The organism is Chitinophaga sp. S165 (assembly GCF_003182155.1).
Classification (GTDB): Bacteria; Bacteroidota; Bacteroidia; order Chitinophagales; family Chitinophagaceae; genus Chitinophaga.
The window spans coordinates 1092640-1111324 of the sequence record NZ_QGTG01000001.1 but is presented as its reverse complement, the minus strand read 5'-3'; the positions used below and the strand labels follow the sequence as shown (position 1 = coordinate 1111324).

4 protein-coding genes are annotated in these 18685 nt (G+C 47.1%); all 4 read left to right on the top strand.

The annotated features are described in order from the left end of the window. Positions 1-2 precede the first annotated feature (2 nt). The 4 genes from C7475_RS03950 to C7475_RS03935 are packed head-to-tail and all read left to right on the top strand — an operon-like array spanning position 3 to position 18684. Entirely contained in the window at positions 3-1004 is a 1002-nt protein-coding gene (locus tag C7475_RS03950; protein ID WP_110051295.1) for a TauD/TfdA family dioxygenase, read from the top strand. Continuing rightward, positions 1004-8320, top strand: coding sequence for a non-ribosomal peptide synthetase (locus C7475_RS03945; RefSeq protein ID WP_110051292.1), 7317 nt, complete (start codon positions 1004-1006; stop codon positions 8318-8320). The genes C7475_RS03950 and C7475_RS03945 overlap by 1 nt, the downstream gene beginning before the upstream one ends. A gap of 9 nt (positions 8321-8329) precedes the next feature. Continuing rightward, entirely contained in the window at positions 8330-12589 is a 4260-nt protein-coding gene (locus C7475_RS03940) for a non-ribosomal peptide synthetase (protein ID WP_110051290.1), read from the top strand. Positions 12590-12591: 2 nt separating this feature from the next. Continuing rightward, positions 12592-18684, top strand: a complete 6093-nt coding sequence (locus C7475_RS03935; RefSeq protein ID WP_110051288.1) for a non-ribosomal peptide synthetase — start codon at positions 12592-12594, stop codon at positions 18682-18684. Position 18685 lies beyond the last annotated feature (1 nt).

The following is an 18685-nucleotide window of genomic DNA, read 5'->3' as shown; positions in this document are numbered from 1 at the left end:
CTATGCAGTTTCAAAGACAGCAATTTTCATTAAAAGATGTGAAACCGAGGACTATTGATCTTGCAGGAGATATTATTGAAAGAACGCCTGGTTTTCCCGTGATCTATAAACCCGCTATAGACGGAATATCATTGCAGTCATGGTTGTCTGGCCACCAGGAAGAGGTGGAGCTTGAGCTGAAAGTTTATGGGGCTATCTTATTCAGAGGCTTTGATGTACCTGACAGAAATGCCTTCCAGGATGTAATGGGCGCCTTTAACGAAGAGTTCCTTTCTTATAAGGACCGGTCCTCTCCACGGACGGAGGTGAGGGAAAATGTATATACTTCTACGGAGCATCCGGCAGATCAGGTTATTAATATGCATAATGAGCTGTCTTACTCTCACACCTGGCCCCAGAAGATCGCTTTCTACTGTGCGAAAGAGCCATTGGAACGTGGAGAAACACCTATAGCGGACGTGCGTAAAGTGTTGAAGCGTCTGCCAGAGAAGCTGGTTAACAGCTTTCGTGAAAAAGGTATCCTTTATCGGAGGCTGTTGCAACAAGGGGTGGGATTATCATGGCAGGAGGTGTTCCAGACGAAAGATCCTGCAGTGGTAGAAGAGCATTGTAAAACACATGGACAGGAGTTCGCCTGGACAGGCAATGACCGGCTGGAGATCAGATGGCAAAGGCCTGCCGTAAGAACACATCCGGTAACAGGAGAAGATATTTGGTTCAACCATGGATATTTCTTCAATTTCCTGGCCCTTGCACCCGAAATAAGGGCGGCGTTTTCCAGCAGTGACGAGCTCCCTTTTAATACTTACTATGGAGATGGCTCATCTATTGAAGCCGAATACCTGGAATTGATCCATGCTGCTTACGAGGAAGAATGTATCTATTTCCCCTGGAAGAAGAAAGATCTCCTGCTGATGGATAATATGCTGGTTGCGCACGGGCGTAATTCCTTCCGCGGAGAAAGAGAGATCAATGTAATCATGATGAAACCTATCAGACTATAATGACGAGTTTATCCGGTGATGTAATCCTGCCTGTTACTGAAAAACAGAAGGGATATTTTCAAAAGAACATACCTCAGTTGCCTGTTAGTTTTTCCTGGAAGGTCCGCTGTGAACAGGTGAACCATTTGCAGGAGCTGGAGCGTGCGCTACGAGCGATGTTTCAGGAGCAGGAAGCACTTTTTATACGTTTTATTTATCAGCCTGATGTGGTGTATCCGCTACAGAAAATAGATACATCAGATAGACAGCAACTATATATTGTCCTGGATGATCAGCCGGGGAATGAAGACGCGTTCCGGGACAATTGCCGCAGGTGTCAGGAAGAGTTAAGTGAATATGTGGTCTTCGTAGCTTCACGGGGGAAGGCTTGTTATGATGCTTATATACAGATCCCTTTTGGCCTCGTTGACTTTCACAGCGTTGTTAAGTTATGCAGTGCAATACAACAGGTTTTTTCAGGTAAGCAGGTGGAAGTGCTCCTTATATCTTATTCTCAGTATGCAAGCTGGCAGGCAGAAACATTGAAACAAGCGCCGGATGAGGTAAGCGCCTGGTTTAAACAGCAGCAGGCTACGGAGACAGCGCCGTTTATATTTGAAAGAGCTACCGCGAATAGACCTGCCTATGAAAGCACCATTGCAACAAAGAAAGGAAGATCATTACTGCTTGCGGCTGAAAAGGCGGGTATGTCAGTCCGCGATTGCTGTTATGGTATATTCAGTGTTTTGCTGGGTCACTTTACAGGCAGGGATGTTGTAACGCCCGGAGTATTACTGAACGGCAGGGTTTATGATGAACTGGGCAACACCGCAGGCCTTATCGACCAGGTGATCCCTTTGCCGGTAGCTTTGGAAGATAGTTTCAAAGCGTTGGTGGACAGGCTCTCTCAGTCAATGGAAGAGAGACAATCGCTTGCGGAGTATTTCACGCACGAATTCATAGAAGAAGTTGCGGGCAATGAGTTACGTTATGTAGTGCAATACGTGAGAATACCGGAACATATTGCCGATTACAGCGATTGGCGGGTAGTACTTCCCGGCGCAGCCTTGCAACTGGATATCCTGGAAGGGACAGATGGGCTTACGACAAGATGGTATTACGATACTACACGATTTGATAGGAATGGCGTTGAGCAAATAGACCAGGTATTGCAAAGATTGCTGGACCTGGCAGCGACCGGCCTGGAAAACCTTACAGATGTTCATCTACTGGCGGATGAGCTGTCCTTTGATGCACCGCTGCCGGTAATTTCACAGCCGGGGTTTATTGCATTGTTCCAGACAGCATGTAAAAAGTATCCTGATGCAATCGCTGTTGTTGACGGAGATACGAAGTATACCTATCAGTCACTTCAGCTTGCAACAGACAAACTGGCGGCAGTACTCATCGGAAAGAAGGGTGTACGCCCGGGAGATATTGTGGCTGTCAGTGCAGGGAGAAGTGCACGGGTGATCATTGCTGTTATTGCCATTATAAAAGCCGGTGCTGCTTTCCTGCCTATAGACAGGTCGCAGCCTGCATCCAGGATACAATCCATCCTCGAGGATGCGGCTCCTGTATTGATACTTACTGATGATAATGAGGACGGTCCGGGCTGTCCTATAGGATCATTGTTGGACGAGGTAGAAAGCCAGGTAAATTATCCGGAGGAGAATAGCGAAGCGCTTTCTTATGTGATCTATACTTCCGGTACAACAGGAAAGCCGAAAGGTTGTATGCTGACGGGCGGTAATCTTTCCCACTATCTCCATTGGTGTATCAAAACATATACAAAAGATACGGCCTGCGGCAACTTCCCCTGGTTTACGCCGTTGTCTTTCGATCTCACCATCACCAGTATCTTTCTGCCCTTAGTAACAGGGAAGAAGGTGGTTGTATTTGGAGAGGCGGAGCAAACAGACGTGATCCTGCGGCAATGCTTTTCCGGAAAGGAGGGCATTGACTGCATCAAACTGACCCCTTCGCATATCAGTTTGCTGAAACACCAGGAACTAACACACTCACCTGTACAGGTGGTGATCACCGGAGGAGAGCAATTGTTGGCTTCACAAGCAACAGTGTTGCTCGGGCTTAACAGGGACATTCTACTGTACAATGAATATGGCCCTACAGAGGCAACGGTGGGTTGTATCGTTAAAAGGATACGGCCGGCCGATGAGCTGATAACGATCGGGCGTCCTATAGACGGGATGGAAGCGTTCATCCTTAACAATGCCGGCAGGGTAGTAATGCCGGGTCTTGCGGGGGAACTGTTCCTGGCAGGGAACGGTATAGCAAAAGGGTACCTGAATAATGAAGCGTTGACCAGTGAGAAATTTATTGTTGCGGGAACCGGGATTAACAGGCGTTTATACCGTACCGGCGACCTGGTAAGGCAATTGCCTGATGGAGAGCTGGTTTTCCTGGGAAGGACAGATCAGCAGTTAAAGATCCGGGGATACCGTATAGAAACAGACGAGATCATACACCAGGTAAACAACATCGCAGGTATAAAGACGGCACATGTGCTGGCCGAACAACATGGGGACGACCTGGAGCTGGTATTGTTCTTTAACGGTGATGCGGATGTGAAAAGTATAAGAGCATCGCTTGAGGAGCATCTGCCTGTTTATATGGTGCCCCAATACTATTACCGGTTGAAGGAAATTCCCCTGACCGTCAATGGAAAGGTAGACACGCAAAGGCTGCTTTCCCATAGTCTGACCATTAAAGACGACACAAAGATTTATGAAGCCCCTGTTAATGAGACGGAGGAAATAATTGCCGCCATCTGGAAAGAATTGCTGCAGGTAGAGCAGGTGGGAAGGCAAGACCATTTTTTTGCTTCGGGCGGACAAAGCATCAAAGCTTCCGCTTTAGTGGCTCGCTTAAATAAGCATTTTGAGGCCGCATTTACGCTGAAAGATATATTTGACTGTCCATTACTCTTCCAGCAGGCGATAAGGGCTGTAAGAGGCGTTAAAATTCGTTTAACTGAGCCTGTTGCACTTCCTTTGCAGGAATCGTACGAGTTGTCAGGGCAGCAGCTGAGGATCTGGACAGAACATCACGGCGTCCGTTTCTCTACAGCTTATAACATGCCTGTGGCATACAAGGTAGAGGGAGACTTTTCCAGGCAGCGCTTTGCGGCCGCTTTTGAGAAACTGATCGGCCGCTTTGAGTCATTGCGTACCACGTTTATCTGCAATGAGGACGGCATCCCCAGGCAGGTGATCCACAACGACCATACTTTCATCTACGAATACGAAGAATCGGCAGTTGATGCAAACGCTGTATGCAGACAGCATGCTGAATTACATATACCACTGGATACATTGCCCCTTTACCGGGTAGCCTTGTATAAACTGGATGAACAGGAATGGCTGCTGCTGATCAATCTGCACCACATTATTGCAGACGGGCTTTCTGAGGAGATCTTGTTTGAACAACTGCTCATGGAATATCATCAGCAGTCAGCAGGTAGTGCTCCCGGTTTACAATATAAAGAATACGCCGCCTGGCAGAACAGGCAATTGCAGCATACGGGAAGCCGTGATTACTGGCTGGAGAAATTTAAATCCACTTTGCCTGCAACAGCATTGACGGTATCTGTAAATGGAGTTCGCCAGCAAAACAACATAGCAGGCAGTTACACAGTTACATTAGGAAGAGAACTGTCAGAAAAGATATTGTCATTCTCCACGGAAAGAAAGACGACTGTATTCCCGCTGCTGTTGTCTATCGTAGATGTGTTGCTGTACCGCTACGGTGGCAATAAGGACAGAGTGTTGGCTATACCGGTCGATACCCGCCTGCACGAGGCATTCATGCGGCAGGTCGGCTTCTTTCTTAACACCCTCTTGTTAAGGAACGAACTTGATACGACAGCATCTTTCCATACATTGACAGACAGATGGAATCATCAATTAGCCGAGGGATTGCAGCATCAGCAATACCCCTATGAGGCATTGGCAAAAGAACTGACAACACTTCACGGCATATCTGGTGATAGTTTGTTTCAGGTACTCGTCAACTTCCAGGAAAGACAACAAGGCAATATCATAGAGACCGGAAGCATTAAGCTGGAGAAATTGCAGTATGAATACAATACAGGGGCGAAAGCGGAACTGGCATTCAATTTCTCCTTGCATAAAAAGGAACTTGAACTAACTGTCGATTATAACAAAAGTAGCTATCCGGAATCTTTTATCCGTCAGCTGGTAAGGCATTGCCTATTCCTGGCCGGGCAACTAATGAGAACACCGGAAACACCCGTCGGGATCATCCCCATGCTTTCTGTTGAAGAAATAACGGAATGGATGAACTGTGGCAAGGGGCCTGTTACGGATATTATACCAGAGGAAACAGTCATCGCCCGGTTCCGTGAAGTGGCTACCCTATATGCCGATAGTACTGCTATCGTTCACGAAGGTAAAGCCGTCAGTTACGGTACACTTTTGCATCAGGTGAGCACCATGCGTATGCATGGGATCATCCCTGGGCAGATCGTACCGGTACTGGCAAGCCGTAACGAGTTGACTATTACGGCTATGCTGGCCGTTATGAACAGTGGTGGTGTATATCTGCCTGTAGATGCTAATTGGCCGGTAGAACGGGTGATGTCTGTTATAAGAGAATGCGGTGCAAGGCTGGTGCTGAATACTTCAGGACAGCCGTACAAACTTGAGAGCATTGAAGTAGAGATACCAGCATTCGGAGTAGCAGAAGCATCAGCAGCTATGACCGGATCGTCAGCTGCATATATGATATTTACTTCGGGATCTACAGGTAAACCTAAGGGACTAAGTATATCGCATACAGGCTTATTAAATACGATCACTGCACAGATCGCAGGATTTGGTGTAGAAAAGAATGATCATTGTCTATGGTTTTCATCTCCTGCTTTTGATGCTTCGCTATCGGAAGTACTGTTGGCTTTGTTGTCCGGCGCCACAATTTATACTGCATCACCTGAACTGATCGGTAACCAGTATATATTTCTTAACTGGATGATGAAGAACGGGATTACGGTGGCCACTATTCCACCTGCCTACCTGTCAGCGTTGTCTACAGCGCTGCCGGATACACTACGCGTATTGATCGCTGCGGGAGAGGCATTACCGGAAAGAACGGGACTTGCATTAGCCGGAAAGCATATGTTGTTTAATGCGTATGGCCCATCGGAAAATGCGATCTGCACCACCTTTACCAGAATATATCCTACGGATAATCTGATGCCTATCGGTATGCCGATGGCAAATGTTAAAGTAAAAGTACTCGATGCAGACCATCAACCGGTTCCAGCCGGTGTAACCGGAGAACTGCATGTATCCGGGCCAGGACTGACAAACGGGTACTACAATAATGAGGCGGAAACTGGTTTACGTTTTTATACGCAAGGAGAGGAGATATGGTACCGTACGGGGGACTTTGTTCGCTGGCTGGATGATGGACGGCTGGCTTTCGCGGGACGAAAAGACGAGCAGGTAAAGATCAATGGTAACAGGGTGGAACTGGAAGAGATCAGGCATTGTCTCACAGCGCATCAACTGGTAAAGGACGCTGTAGTTGTTTACAAAACTTTTGATGGCAGGAATCAGCCGGCATTAGTGGCTTATGTTGTGCCTGAAGATGGTCCATGTAATACCGACATACTGATGTCTTATGCGCGTACAGCACTACCGGCTTATATGGTCCCTTCTTTTTTTGTTATCATACCGGACATCCCTCTTACCAGCAACGGAAAGAAAGACATCACCGGTCTGCCTTCGCCTTTCAGCGATGAGGAAGTCCAGATAAGCCAGCCTTTATCAGAAAGTGAGGAAATAGTAAGCAGGTTGTATACAGGACTGTTGGGTATGCAGGCTGACAGGAATACACACTTCTTTGCTGCTGGTGGCAATAGTCTGCGGGCTATCCAGGTTATTTCAACTATTTACAGGCTCACACAAAAGGGTGTAACGTTAGGAGAGCTTTACCGGTATCCGCAGGTAAAGGAATTGTCCGCACTACTTGATCAGAAAGAAAGGGAGCCTGTTGCAAAAGTAGAGCAGATAGAAAATGACTGGCATCCTGCTACGCCTATGCAACAAAGAATATGGGCGGATATGGAAATAAGCGGTGGAAGTAAATATCTGATGAAGGGTTCGTTTGAACTGAATGGTCTCCTTGATGAAACCCGTTTCAGGAATGCCCTGAACAGGGTGCTGGAAGTACAGGAGATGCTGAGATGCCGCTTCCGTGTGTTGGGTGATGGACTGCAATACAAAGTATTTGCCGTAGCCGAAAACCAGGTGCAGTATGGTGATGGATCCGCTATAAGTATGGACCCCGAGAAAGATCCCTTATGTCGTTTCTTTATTCAAAAACAGGAAGAGCAACGGCACTTGTTTACGTTTGTGCTGCATCATCTCATAGCAGACGCATGGAGCATTAAAGTGTTGATCACATCTATCCTGGAATATTACGGTAAACCAGGCCTTTATAAAACGATTGCCCCATACCGGGAATATGCACGTAACATGAGCCAGCTTGTTCCTGTTAAAGTAGACAGGCCGGCAATGGTACAGCATTGTTTACTGAAAGACAGGGATGCAGCAAAGAATACTGATCAGGGACCCGGTTATTTCAGACAGGTATTTCATAAGTATTCGAATGATACCATCACTGAGTTATCTGCTGTATACAAAGTGTCCCCTTTTGCACTGATAACCGGTTTGCAAGCCCTTGCATTCATGGATGATGTATCGCAACCGGTGCTGACGGTATTTGCACCGCTGCACGGACGTTTTGATCCTGCCTGGAATAATACGGTGGGATTGTTCATGAACGTGGTACCTGTAACCATCTATAAGCAATTATACACGCATATATCAGATCTGATTGAACATGTACAAACCCAGTGTACTGCCTTTCTTGATCAGCCGGAAAGGTACATCGCCCATTGGGTGCCCACTGAAAAGGAGGAAACGGCCGGAAGAGGTGTGTTGGAGATACATATAGACGACTTCGCAGAACATTATCGTCAGGAACTTATCACACCGGCTGATATTACTGTTCGTCCTCAGCATACTGCGATGAGCAGGAAGTTTAGTATGGAAATACATTTTACCTCAGATAGTCAGGGCCTTTCTGCAGAATGTTTATATGATCAGGGAAGTTACAGCGGCAACTTTGTGCAGCGTGGAATAGCAAAGTTCGAACAGATCCTCGCTGCTCTCAACAATGAGCCCTCTCAAACGGTCATGGCGCTCGAATATAAATTGCATAACACGGAAAAGGATATGATGCAGGCTGCACAGATGGCCAGTATCCGCAGTTTTCTAAAAAAGAATTAAGGTTTCAATATGAGTATCCATTGTATATCTCCTGTGCAAAAAAAATACTTCAGCCGTGGCTGGAACCAGTCGTTATTACACCGCGCATTGTTTAAAATATCCGGCCTTGTTACGCAAGATGTTGCAGCCCGGTGGAAACAGCTGGTGAACAGGCACGCTATACTGAGAACAGTTAGTACATACACAAATAACGTTAGCATCCCTTTCCAGGATATAACTGATCAGGACCAGACCACCATCACTGTGGTAGACAACAAGGACCGGGATATGGAAGACATCCTCACGGCGTGGAGAAACATGTCGACGGATAACGGAAGGATCAGACTGGTCATATTTAATAACGAAAAGGGCAGCCCTGCGTACGTCGGGATCATTGCTCCGACAGTATGGTTAGATAGCTGGTCCTTGCGTTTCCTGGCCTGGCAGCTGGTCGCTGCAAATGATCAGGATGAGGAGCCCCTGCAATTCATCCAATATGTTGAATGGCTGGAAAATACGGCAGGCGATAATGAAACATTGCCTGCAGAGCTGGAACAAGGCGCTGTGCATTTCAGAGGAACGTTGACTTTGCAGGAAGGCGAAGCGCACGCCGGAGATCCTTCATGCATCACGGCGGATGTGAATGCTGATGAAACCTTGCTCAGAAGATTACAGCAGGTGGCTAAACAGAAGAATGTCACTCCCGCGGATATCTGGTACTGGGCATGGACGAATATCACCACATCTTACCTGAAGCAGGGTATAGGTACTGCCGCATATATATCATCCGGGCGTCAGTTTGATGAATTTAAACAGATCCCGGGACCGTTTGCCAAAGGGATCTATAGCAGTTTCCGCAAAGAGCAGCCACAGGATGTGTTGAAGCTAAAAGAAAAGAGGGAACGTTTTGACCTGTACCGCGAACAATTTGAATGTGGAACACTTCCCAACGCATGTACCTGTAGCTTTGAATACCTGGAACGGGAGCATTTTCCTGAAGCAGTATGGGCGGAGATGCCTGCCTGTGTAGAAAGTCATTCTTGTCCGGAACCCTTTATCCTTTCCTTTTTTGCAGAAGATACTGCTGATTCTACAAGGATCGTGTTACAGGCAGATAAAAATGCCATTTCTGCTTCATCACTGGAATGGATCAGGCAGACATTATTGCAATATATCGTTGGTTTCACATCTGGAGAGGGGATGTTGAGTACAGCCCCGATGCATGTGTTATCCGGTGCTGAAGTCCCTTTTGAATTTGTTGCGCTTCCAGATATGCTGATGGCGACCGCCGGCCGCTATCCGGATCATATTGCGCTGGAGTGGGAAGAGGGAGAGATGACTTACCAGGAATTAGTCCGGCAGTCAAGACAAATAGCAGAGGTGCTGATCGTAAAGCATGGTTTGGCGGCAGGGGACCGGGTGTTGCTCAATATGGCCCGCACGGAAAAATTGATACCTGTTATCTGGGCAGTGATGTTTAGCGGTGCTACTTATATTCCGGCAGATAAGCAATATCCTGAAGCGAGGATCAGGTATATCATGCAGCAATCTGATGCGAAACTGGCTGTAACGGATGATCCGTTAGCTGATAAGGGAATCTCTCCTGAAGAGCTCTTTAGGCAAGCTGCAAAGGTAACGATCAAACAAAGGGATCTGCCCAGATGGAAGCCTGATCAACCGGTTTACATACTGTATACGTCGGGTACCACAGGTCAACCTAAAGGTTGTGTCATTACCATGAACAACCTCTTGTACTATACCGGTTGGGCCACTAACTATTATTTCTCCAATAGCGCAGCGGGTAAAATGCCTTTGTTCACGCCGATTGCGTTCGACCTGACTGTTACATCAGTTTTTTGCACCCTGTTAAGAGGTGCCACTTTATTCATTTGCTCCGAAGAAGGAGCAGTTACTGAACATTTGAAAGATGCCTTTACCAGGATGAATGCTATTAAGCTGACGCCTTCACATATCCGTATGCTGCCGTACCTGGAAATATCTGGCGCTATGACCGATACTTGTATTGTGGGAGGAGAAGCCCTGCAGGAGCTTGATATAACGATCCTCCGTTCATTAAACCCTGCCATGCGCATTTACAATGAATATGGTCCGACTGAGTGTACGGTAGGATGTATTGTATGGGAAGTGCCGGAATCATATGATGATATACTGATAGGCAAACCTATCAGCAATACACAGGCCCATATCCTGAACGCGCGGACCGAGTCCTGTATGCCTGGCATTGAAGGAGAGATCTGGATAGGAGGTAATACAGTCGGTGCAGGATATTTCAATGATGCAGAAAAAACAACTGAGCGTTTTATAAACGGCTTATACCGGACCGGAGACATTGGCTACTGGTTGCCCGATGGTAATATATGTTATACGGGCCGTAATGACGACATGATCAAAGTACGCGGTTACCGAATAGAGCCTGGTGAAATAGCAGCGGTGATGCGTAGTGTAGGCGGTGTTAGTGACGCTTTTGTAATGGTCCTCGATGAAGAGCTCGTGGGTTATTATACAGGAGATGCCGGACTGGCGGATGCTATCAGGAAGGAGCTGGAGCTCGAGCTCCCCGCATATATGCAACCTGGCAGCCTTGTTGCATTAGCGAAGTTCCCTGTGAATGTCAATGGCAAACTTGATATAACAGCACTACCATCTCCCAAAGAGGTACGTGCAAAGAAGGAATCAGTACCACCACGTACACCACAGGAAAAGATGCTTGCCCAGGTATGGGAGCTGGTGTTGCAAAAGTCTTCAATTGGTATACACGATCATTTCCTGGGTATAGGTGGCGACTCTATCAAAGCGATACAGGTAGTGGCGAAGATGAGAGAGAAAGGATGGAGCTTACAGGTCGGGGATATACTCCGGTATCCAACTATCTCACAGCTGGTGGACTATCTCAAAGAGGCAGATCATATTCCTGCTGATGATCTGGCAGATGGTGGCGAGGTCCCGCTTACGCCTTTGCAGATAAAGTTCTTCACTGACAATACAAAAGATCTACATCATTACAACCAGTCAGTTTTATTGCAGGCAAAGGCACGAATTGCAGTGACAGATATTAAGGCGGCTGTCTCCGGTTTGTGGCAGCGTCATGCAGCCTTACGTACTGTTTTCCCTTTGGTCGGTAATGAGCGTGTTCAACAGGTACTGCCTGCCGCTGATATGCCGGATAGCTGTTTCAGGGAAGAACCGGTGATCGATCTGAAGGCACAGACGCATTACTGGCAGCAGCAGTTTGACCTCGAAACGGGGCCTTTATTCAGGTGTATATTATTTCATGAAGAGGAATATGATGTTGTATTCCTGCTGGCGCATCACCTGATCATCGATGGTGTATCGTGGCGTATCATTTTAGAACAGCTGGCTGAAGATCCTTCAGGGAAAGATAGTACGGCTGCATGTTACCTGAAATGGTCACAGGCAATGAGGAAGAGAACAGACAGCCTGACTGTGCCTGAAATGTCTCATTGGATGAGAATGGAAGCAAAGGCTACGGAGGACTGGATCGGCTTTACATCTGTACAAAAAAGTTATCAGCATTACGATCACGTGAATGAAGTATTGTCTGCCGGAACTACCAGCCAGCTGCTGGCATTGCCCTTACATGCGATGAAGGTAAACATGCAGGAAGTGCTGCTGGCGGCGCTGACCAGTGCCATACATGATTGGAGCGGAAAGCCTGCAGTTACCTTATACATCGAGTCGCACGGCCGGAACAGTACTGACGATGCCGCTTCTTTTGCAGACACTGTAGGCTGGTTCACCATGAAATATCCAGTCATGTTGCCCTGCATTGCAGGAGACGTGCATACTGGCATACAACAGACGATCGCCGCATTAGAACAGGTGCCCGGTAATGGAGAGGGCTATCTCTGTCAGCGCTACCTGGGCGAACTGCAAGAAACCGACCATGGTGCGGAACCATTGATCACATTTAACTACCTCGGACAGATAGAAAGTGTTGGAGGCGGGTTGTACACTATTCATCCGTTATCGGCGTCGCAGCAGAATGTGGGTCCGGATATCTATATGCCTTCAGCGCTCTTCTTTACACTGATTGTCTCCGAAGGCGCTCTACAGATAAGCCTTTCTTATCACAATGCACTATTTACACAAAATTCAGCCAGTCAGTTGATCGGGAAATATATAATAGCGCTTGAGCAGTTCATTGATGCGTTAGAAAAAGGGGGTGGCATGTTCAAGAAGAAGATATCCGGTGCCGACGGACTTGGGTTGAATGAACAGGAATTGGAAGAGATCCTTAATTCAATATAAATATGGGCAATATTAAGAGCATACAGGTATTGACGCCACTGCAGGAGGGATTATTATTTCATGCCCTTGCGAAAACAGACAGACAGGCTTATTTCGAACAATATAGCTTTACCATGCCGGGTAGCATTGATGTGGAGATGTTCCGGTCAGGACTGGCAACCATAATACAGCGTCACGATGCATTGCGTGTACGTTTCGTGGCCGACAAAGGTGTGCGGCCGGTACAGGTGATCATGGATGAAGTAACGCCGGAGCTGAGTGTTCATTCTCTGGAAGCGGAGGAACAGATAGCGGAGTTCCTGCGTGCTGACAGGGAACGTGCTTTCGATATACTTTCCGATAACTTGTTCAGGGCCGCTATAATATATGCCGGAGACAGCTCCCGCCTGGTGATATCCTTTCATCATATCATATTGGACGGCTGGAGCTTCGCTATCGTAATGAACGAGCTGATTGCGCTGTATCAGGGAAAGACAATATCTAAAGGAGCGGTGTCTTTCACAGGGCTCACAGCATATCTGGCGCAACAGCAACAGGATGAGGTAACGCAGTACTGGCTCAGGCACCTGGATATAGAGCCTGACTTTATACCAGGCTCGCTTACGGAGTCCTTTATGCAGCCTTCGCTGAACATGGAGCAGGTATCCCTGCATACGACGTTCAGCGAAGAACTGAGTACGCAATTGAAGCAGGCTGCCGCAACTTTACAGGTAAGTATCAATACCATACTATACGGCATGTGGGGGATATTACTATCACGTTACTGCCGCCAGAAGAAAGTAATTGCAGGAATCACCGTTTCGGGCAGGGAAATAAATATTGCCAATGCTACGGATATAGTAGGCATGTGCATTAATACAGTTCCTTTCCCTTTTCATACAGAGGATGAGACGACAATAGCTGATTATTTCACTGGTATTTCAAGCCGCTTCATTAATAGCCTGCCTTACCAGTACTGCTCTGTAGCTGATATCAGGCGGAAGGCCGGTGTAGAAGGAGAGTTGTTCGATCACGTGGTGGCGGTAGAGGACTATCCTTATGACGAAGCCGGACTGGCGGAAGGAAAGCTTTCGGGATCGGAAGTGTTTGACCGCACAAATTATCCATTGTCAGTACACATCTCTGCCGGTAAAAAGATGTTATGGCGTATTTCCTTTAATGTGGACAGATACCCGGAAGCCCTTATCCGGCAGGTACTGGCACATCTGACTGCAATTGGCGAACAGGTAGTACAGGGCATTGGCAAAGCCAGGGGCTTGTCTGATATAAGATTGTGGGGAGACCGGCAGACAAATGATCTGATCCATCGCTTCAATGATACAGAAGGGTTCTATCCGGCAGATAAAACATTGTTGTCGTTCTACTACGACCTGCTGGAAAGGAATTCACCGGTAAAGATAGCAGATGAAGAACATAACTTGTCAATACATGATCTGGAGGCTTACAGTAATGCTGTACAACATGCATTGGCGCAGGCAGGCATTGGCAGGGGAGATAAGGTTGCCATATGCTGCAAACGCTCGGTGTGGCTGGAAGTAGCTGTGATGTCAATATTTAAACGCGCAGGTACTTATGTGCCGATAGATCTGCGGATGCCGGAAGACCGTATCGCATTTGTGTTACAGGATGCCCACGTAAAGGTCGTATTGGGATGGGACGCCCCACTGATAGAGACAAATGTACCATACATTGATATGGAAGCGGTGATCGGGCAGCCTGTTACGGAGTACAGCCCTGTGATCATGCCCCTGGTAACTGATCCAACTTATATCATCTATACATCTGGCTCTACCGGTATGCCTAAGGGCGTTGTCGTTGAGCATAGCGCAGTGGTGAACAGGATGTACTGGATGCAACAAGATTTTCCGTTGTCGAAAGATGACTGTATTCTGCAGAAAACAAGTATCGGTTTCGATGTGTCCGTATGGGAATTGTTTCACTGGCTGTTTTCAGGTTGTACTACCTTCTTCCTGGCGCCAGGTAAAGAAAGTGAGCCATACGAGATCGTGCGTACCATTAAGGACCACCATGTGACCGTTACGCACTTTGTACCATCTATGTTAACCTTGTTCATGGATGTTGTGATGCAGGAAAAACTGGTGGACGAGTGTGCCTCTCTGCGATTTGTCTTTGCAAGTGGAGAAGCCTTGTTATATGCCTCTATGGAGCAGTTCAATGAGCATGTATATAAACACACAGGCGCTATCCTGGTGAACCTGTATGGGCCAACGGAAGCTACGGTCGATTGTACTGGCTTTACCTGTTCTCCCTGGCCGGAGCAATACACTTATGTACCAATTGGGAAACCTTTACTGAACACAAGGGCCTATATATTGGATAAAGAGCAGGCACTGTTGCCACCCTGGATAAGCGGTGAGCTGTGTATTGCCGGAGCAGGAGTGGCGAGGGAATATATCAACAGGGAAGAACTGACTGCTGAAAAGTTCCTGCCTGACCCGTTTGTGAAGGGCGCACGGATGTACAGAACGGGCGACCTTGCCATGTGGAACGATGTCGGTGAGCTTATTTATCTCGGGCGGATAGATCAGCAGGTGAAACTGAACGGACAACGCATAGAGCCAGGCGATATAGAAGCTAAACTACTGTCTGTGGAAGGCATCCGCGAAGCAGTGGTGTTGCTGATGAAAAGAGACGACGGAGCATCCTTCCTATATGCATTTTATACCGGGGAGGAAGTGCCTGCCGTTACTATCAGGACTACATTGGCGAAACAGTTGCCGGTATATATGATCCCGTCCGGCTTTAAGATGATTAATGAGATTCCCCGGCTAGCCAGTGGCAAGATCAATCGTAAGCTGCTATCAGCACTACTGAAAGAGCAGGAAGATGAAAAGTCAGTTTCCAAACGCTTGCAGAACGATGAAACAGCTGCGAAGTTACTACAGGTTTGGGCACAGGTGATCGGGAATGAGGTAGATCCGGAGAAGGATTTCTTTGCGAATGGTGCCCACAGTCTGACCGCTGTGAGGATGATGTCTGCAATAAAAAGGAATTTCGGTGTACAGATCTCTCTTCCGGATATATTGCAACATTCAACACTGGATAAACTATCTGCTTATATTAAAAAGGGTAGTCCTTCGAAAACTGCCGCCATAACAAGTGTTGCTGCACCGGATAGCCTGGCCTTAATGCCTTCCCAGGAGAGTATTTATGTATTGGACAGTTTGCCCGATATAGGTTTTAGCTATTATGTGCCCGCATTAATAAAACTGGAACAACGTCCGGATGAAGGGCGCTTGTTGCAGGCCCTGGAGCAGCTGCTGGACAGATATACCGTACTTCGTACAAGGTTCATTGAGAAGGACGAGCAGGTATTGCAACAGATCCAGCCTGCCAAAGATGTTTATAATGCATTTGTGAAGTCAGGTGGTATCATCAGTTTTGCCTTACCTAAATTGAATCCTTTGCAGGCATTCGGAGCGCAACGGTCTGTTATTGATATCAGTCAGGCCCCCTTGTTCAGGATATACCTGCTGACACACAATCAGGCGTATTATCTGCTGCTGGATATTCATCATCTTGTAACAGACGAACATTCAAATACCATATTCGCCTCGGATCTGGTCCGGTTGTATAAACAGTTACCGGTACAAGCTCCTGTGTTACAGTTCCATGATGTAGCAATGTGGTATCACAATACTTATCTGCAAGGGGATCAATACCAGAAGGACAAAACATGGTGGGGCGAATATCTTGATACCATACCGGTTATGCCATCACTTCCCGCGGCGGAAGGCAACGGTTCTCCTTTTGAAGGTTCCGTATTCCGGCCGGTATTGCCGCCTGCTGTGGTGAACAGGATCAGGTCTTTGTCGTCAAAACTGGGTGTAACTGACTTTACGTTAATCTTCTCCGCTTTCCATATTATTTTGTCGGGATATACTGAAGACAATCGCCTGCTTTGCGGCTTACCGTTCTCTAACAGGATGACCGATGAAATGCAGGACGTAACGGGATTTATGGTCAGTACACTGCCATTCCATGTACGCTTAGACCCCGCAGTATCATTCGGTGAATATGTACATACAACGGGCATACAATTAGCCAGGATAATGGAACATGCCTGGTATCCGCCTGCTCATTTGTTGCGCGACAAACAGTTATCAAGGTACGGTAGTAAACATCCTTTGTTCAACATCCTGTTCAACTATGTGGTAGCACCTGAAGGGACTGGTAACCAGGAAGGGCTGGACCCTGCGGCTGAATCAGGCGCACGGTTTGACCTGAGTATTGAAATAACAGAAGCAGACAATATATTCGCTCTCACTTTCATACATGCCACTAACCTGATCGATGCTGCACTGCCGGTACACCTGTACAATGCGTTCTGTACCCTGCTGCAGTCAGGTCCTATGTTGCCGGATATGACTATTGCAAACCTGCGGGAATTGGCGCCGCCAATGGGAAGTGGTAATGAAAAAGCGAGTTATACGGCACCACCGGTTGTACAGGTACCTGCTGATATTGAAGAGAAAGTAGCGGATATATTCAAAGAGATGTTAAGACTGAAGACCGTTGAACCGGAAGATGATTTTTTCCTTTCCGGAGGACAGAGCCTGTTAGCTATCAAACTGGTTAGCAGGTTGAGGGAACGGTTTAACATCCAGATCAATTTATTCGACGTATTCAAACATCCCCGGTTGTATGACCTGGCAATGTTTGTTGCCTCACGCCGGCATGGCGGTACGTTTATTATTCCGCACGTAGGAGAGCAACCCTACTATAGCGTTTCTCCTTTACAGAGGAGATTATGGTTCCTGCAGCAACGTGAGCCTGACAATATATCCTATAACATGACCACCGCTTTCAGGATATCAAAGCCTTTGAAAAGAGAGGTGCTCGAAGCATCCTTCGAAGCACTTGTACAGCGGCATGATCAGTTAAGGGCAGCTTTTGTATTGCAGGAGAACGGGCCGGTTGTTCTGTTAACAACACCAGATCCTTCCGCATACCTGACATTCCTGAATGGGAAAAGGTCGGTTGAGGAAATCATGGACCTGGCGAAGGTGTTTAGTAACACTCCCTTCAGACTGGATCAGGCGCCATTGGTCCGGGTGCTGATCATGGAAAGCGATAATCATGAATTTTACATGGTGATCAACCTGCATCATATTATCTCAGATGGTTGGTCTATCGCGGTACTGTTGTCAGACCTCCTGGCTATTTATGAGGCTAAACTCGCAGGCACAGTAGCTGCTTTGACGCCGTTGTCATTGCGTTATGTAGATATTGCGCAATGGATGTCTTCGCGGTCGCAGGCCGTGCTGGAAACTTCAGGTGCATACTGGTTGAATAAAGTAATTCCGGGACTGCAACGCGCGTTATTCCCTTATGTGGTGTCAGAAGATACAATTGAAGGGATTACCCTGCATCATATTCTTCCTGACGAACTTGCCCGTAAGGTATTGCAGTTGGCCAGGAAACGGCAGGTCACCGATTTTCAGTTGCTGTTGTTCAGTTTTGGGTTGTTACAAGCCAGACTTTCCGGTACGGAGCATTTTGTGTTAGGTAGTTCAGTGTCAGGAAGAACGAATACAAGTATGGAGCCTGTAATAGGGTTCTTCGTAAATATGATGCCTGTATTTGTTGACATTGATAAACATAAACCGGTAAGAAAAGCCTTGCAGGACTTCGCGGAGGGAATACGGCAGGACATGCACCATACAGATCTTGCCTTTGATGAGTTGTCGGCATTGATGAGGAAAGAGAAAGGTCTTCAATTATCCGAATACATTAACACGCGCTTTGTATATAATGACTTCAGCGCGCAGGAAAATGTATCAAACGGTATTGACATTACAGAAATAGAAGTGGTGATGGAAGGTAGCAAATTCGACCTCAGTTTTACCGTACAACCCTATAGGGAAACGCTGTCGCTCAACGTGGAGTATAAGGCGGCGAAATATACGAAGGCTGCTATTTTTTCATACATCAAACAATGGGAGCAATTGCTGGAACAGCTCTGCATACAGGAAGAAGCACAAGTAGAGACGCTGTTGGTGAATAGCTGGGAAGATGCAGCGTCAAAGCTGAAAACAAGGTCGCACGAATTACTTAAAAGCATGAAAAAGTGAT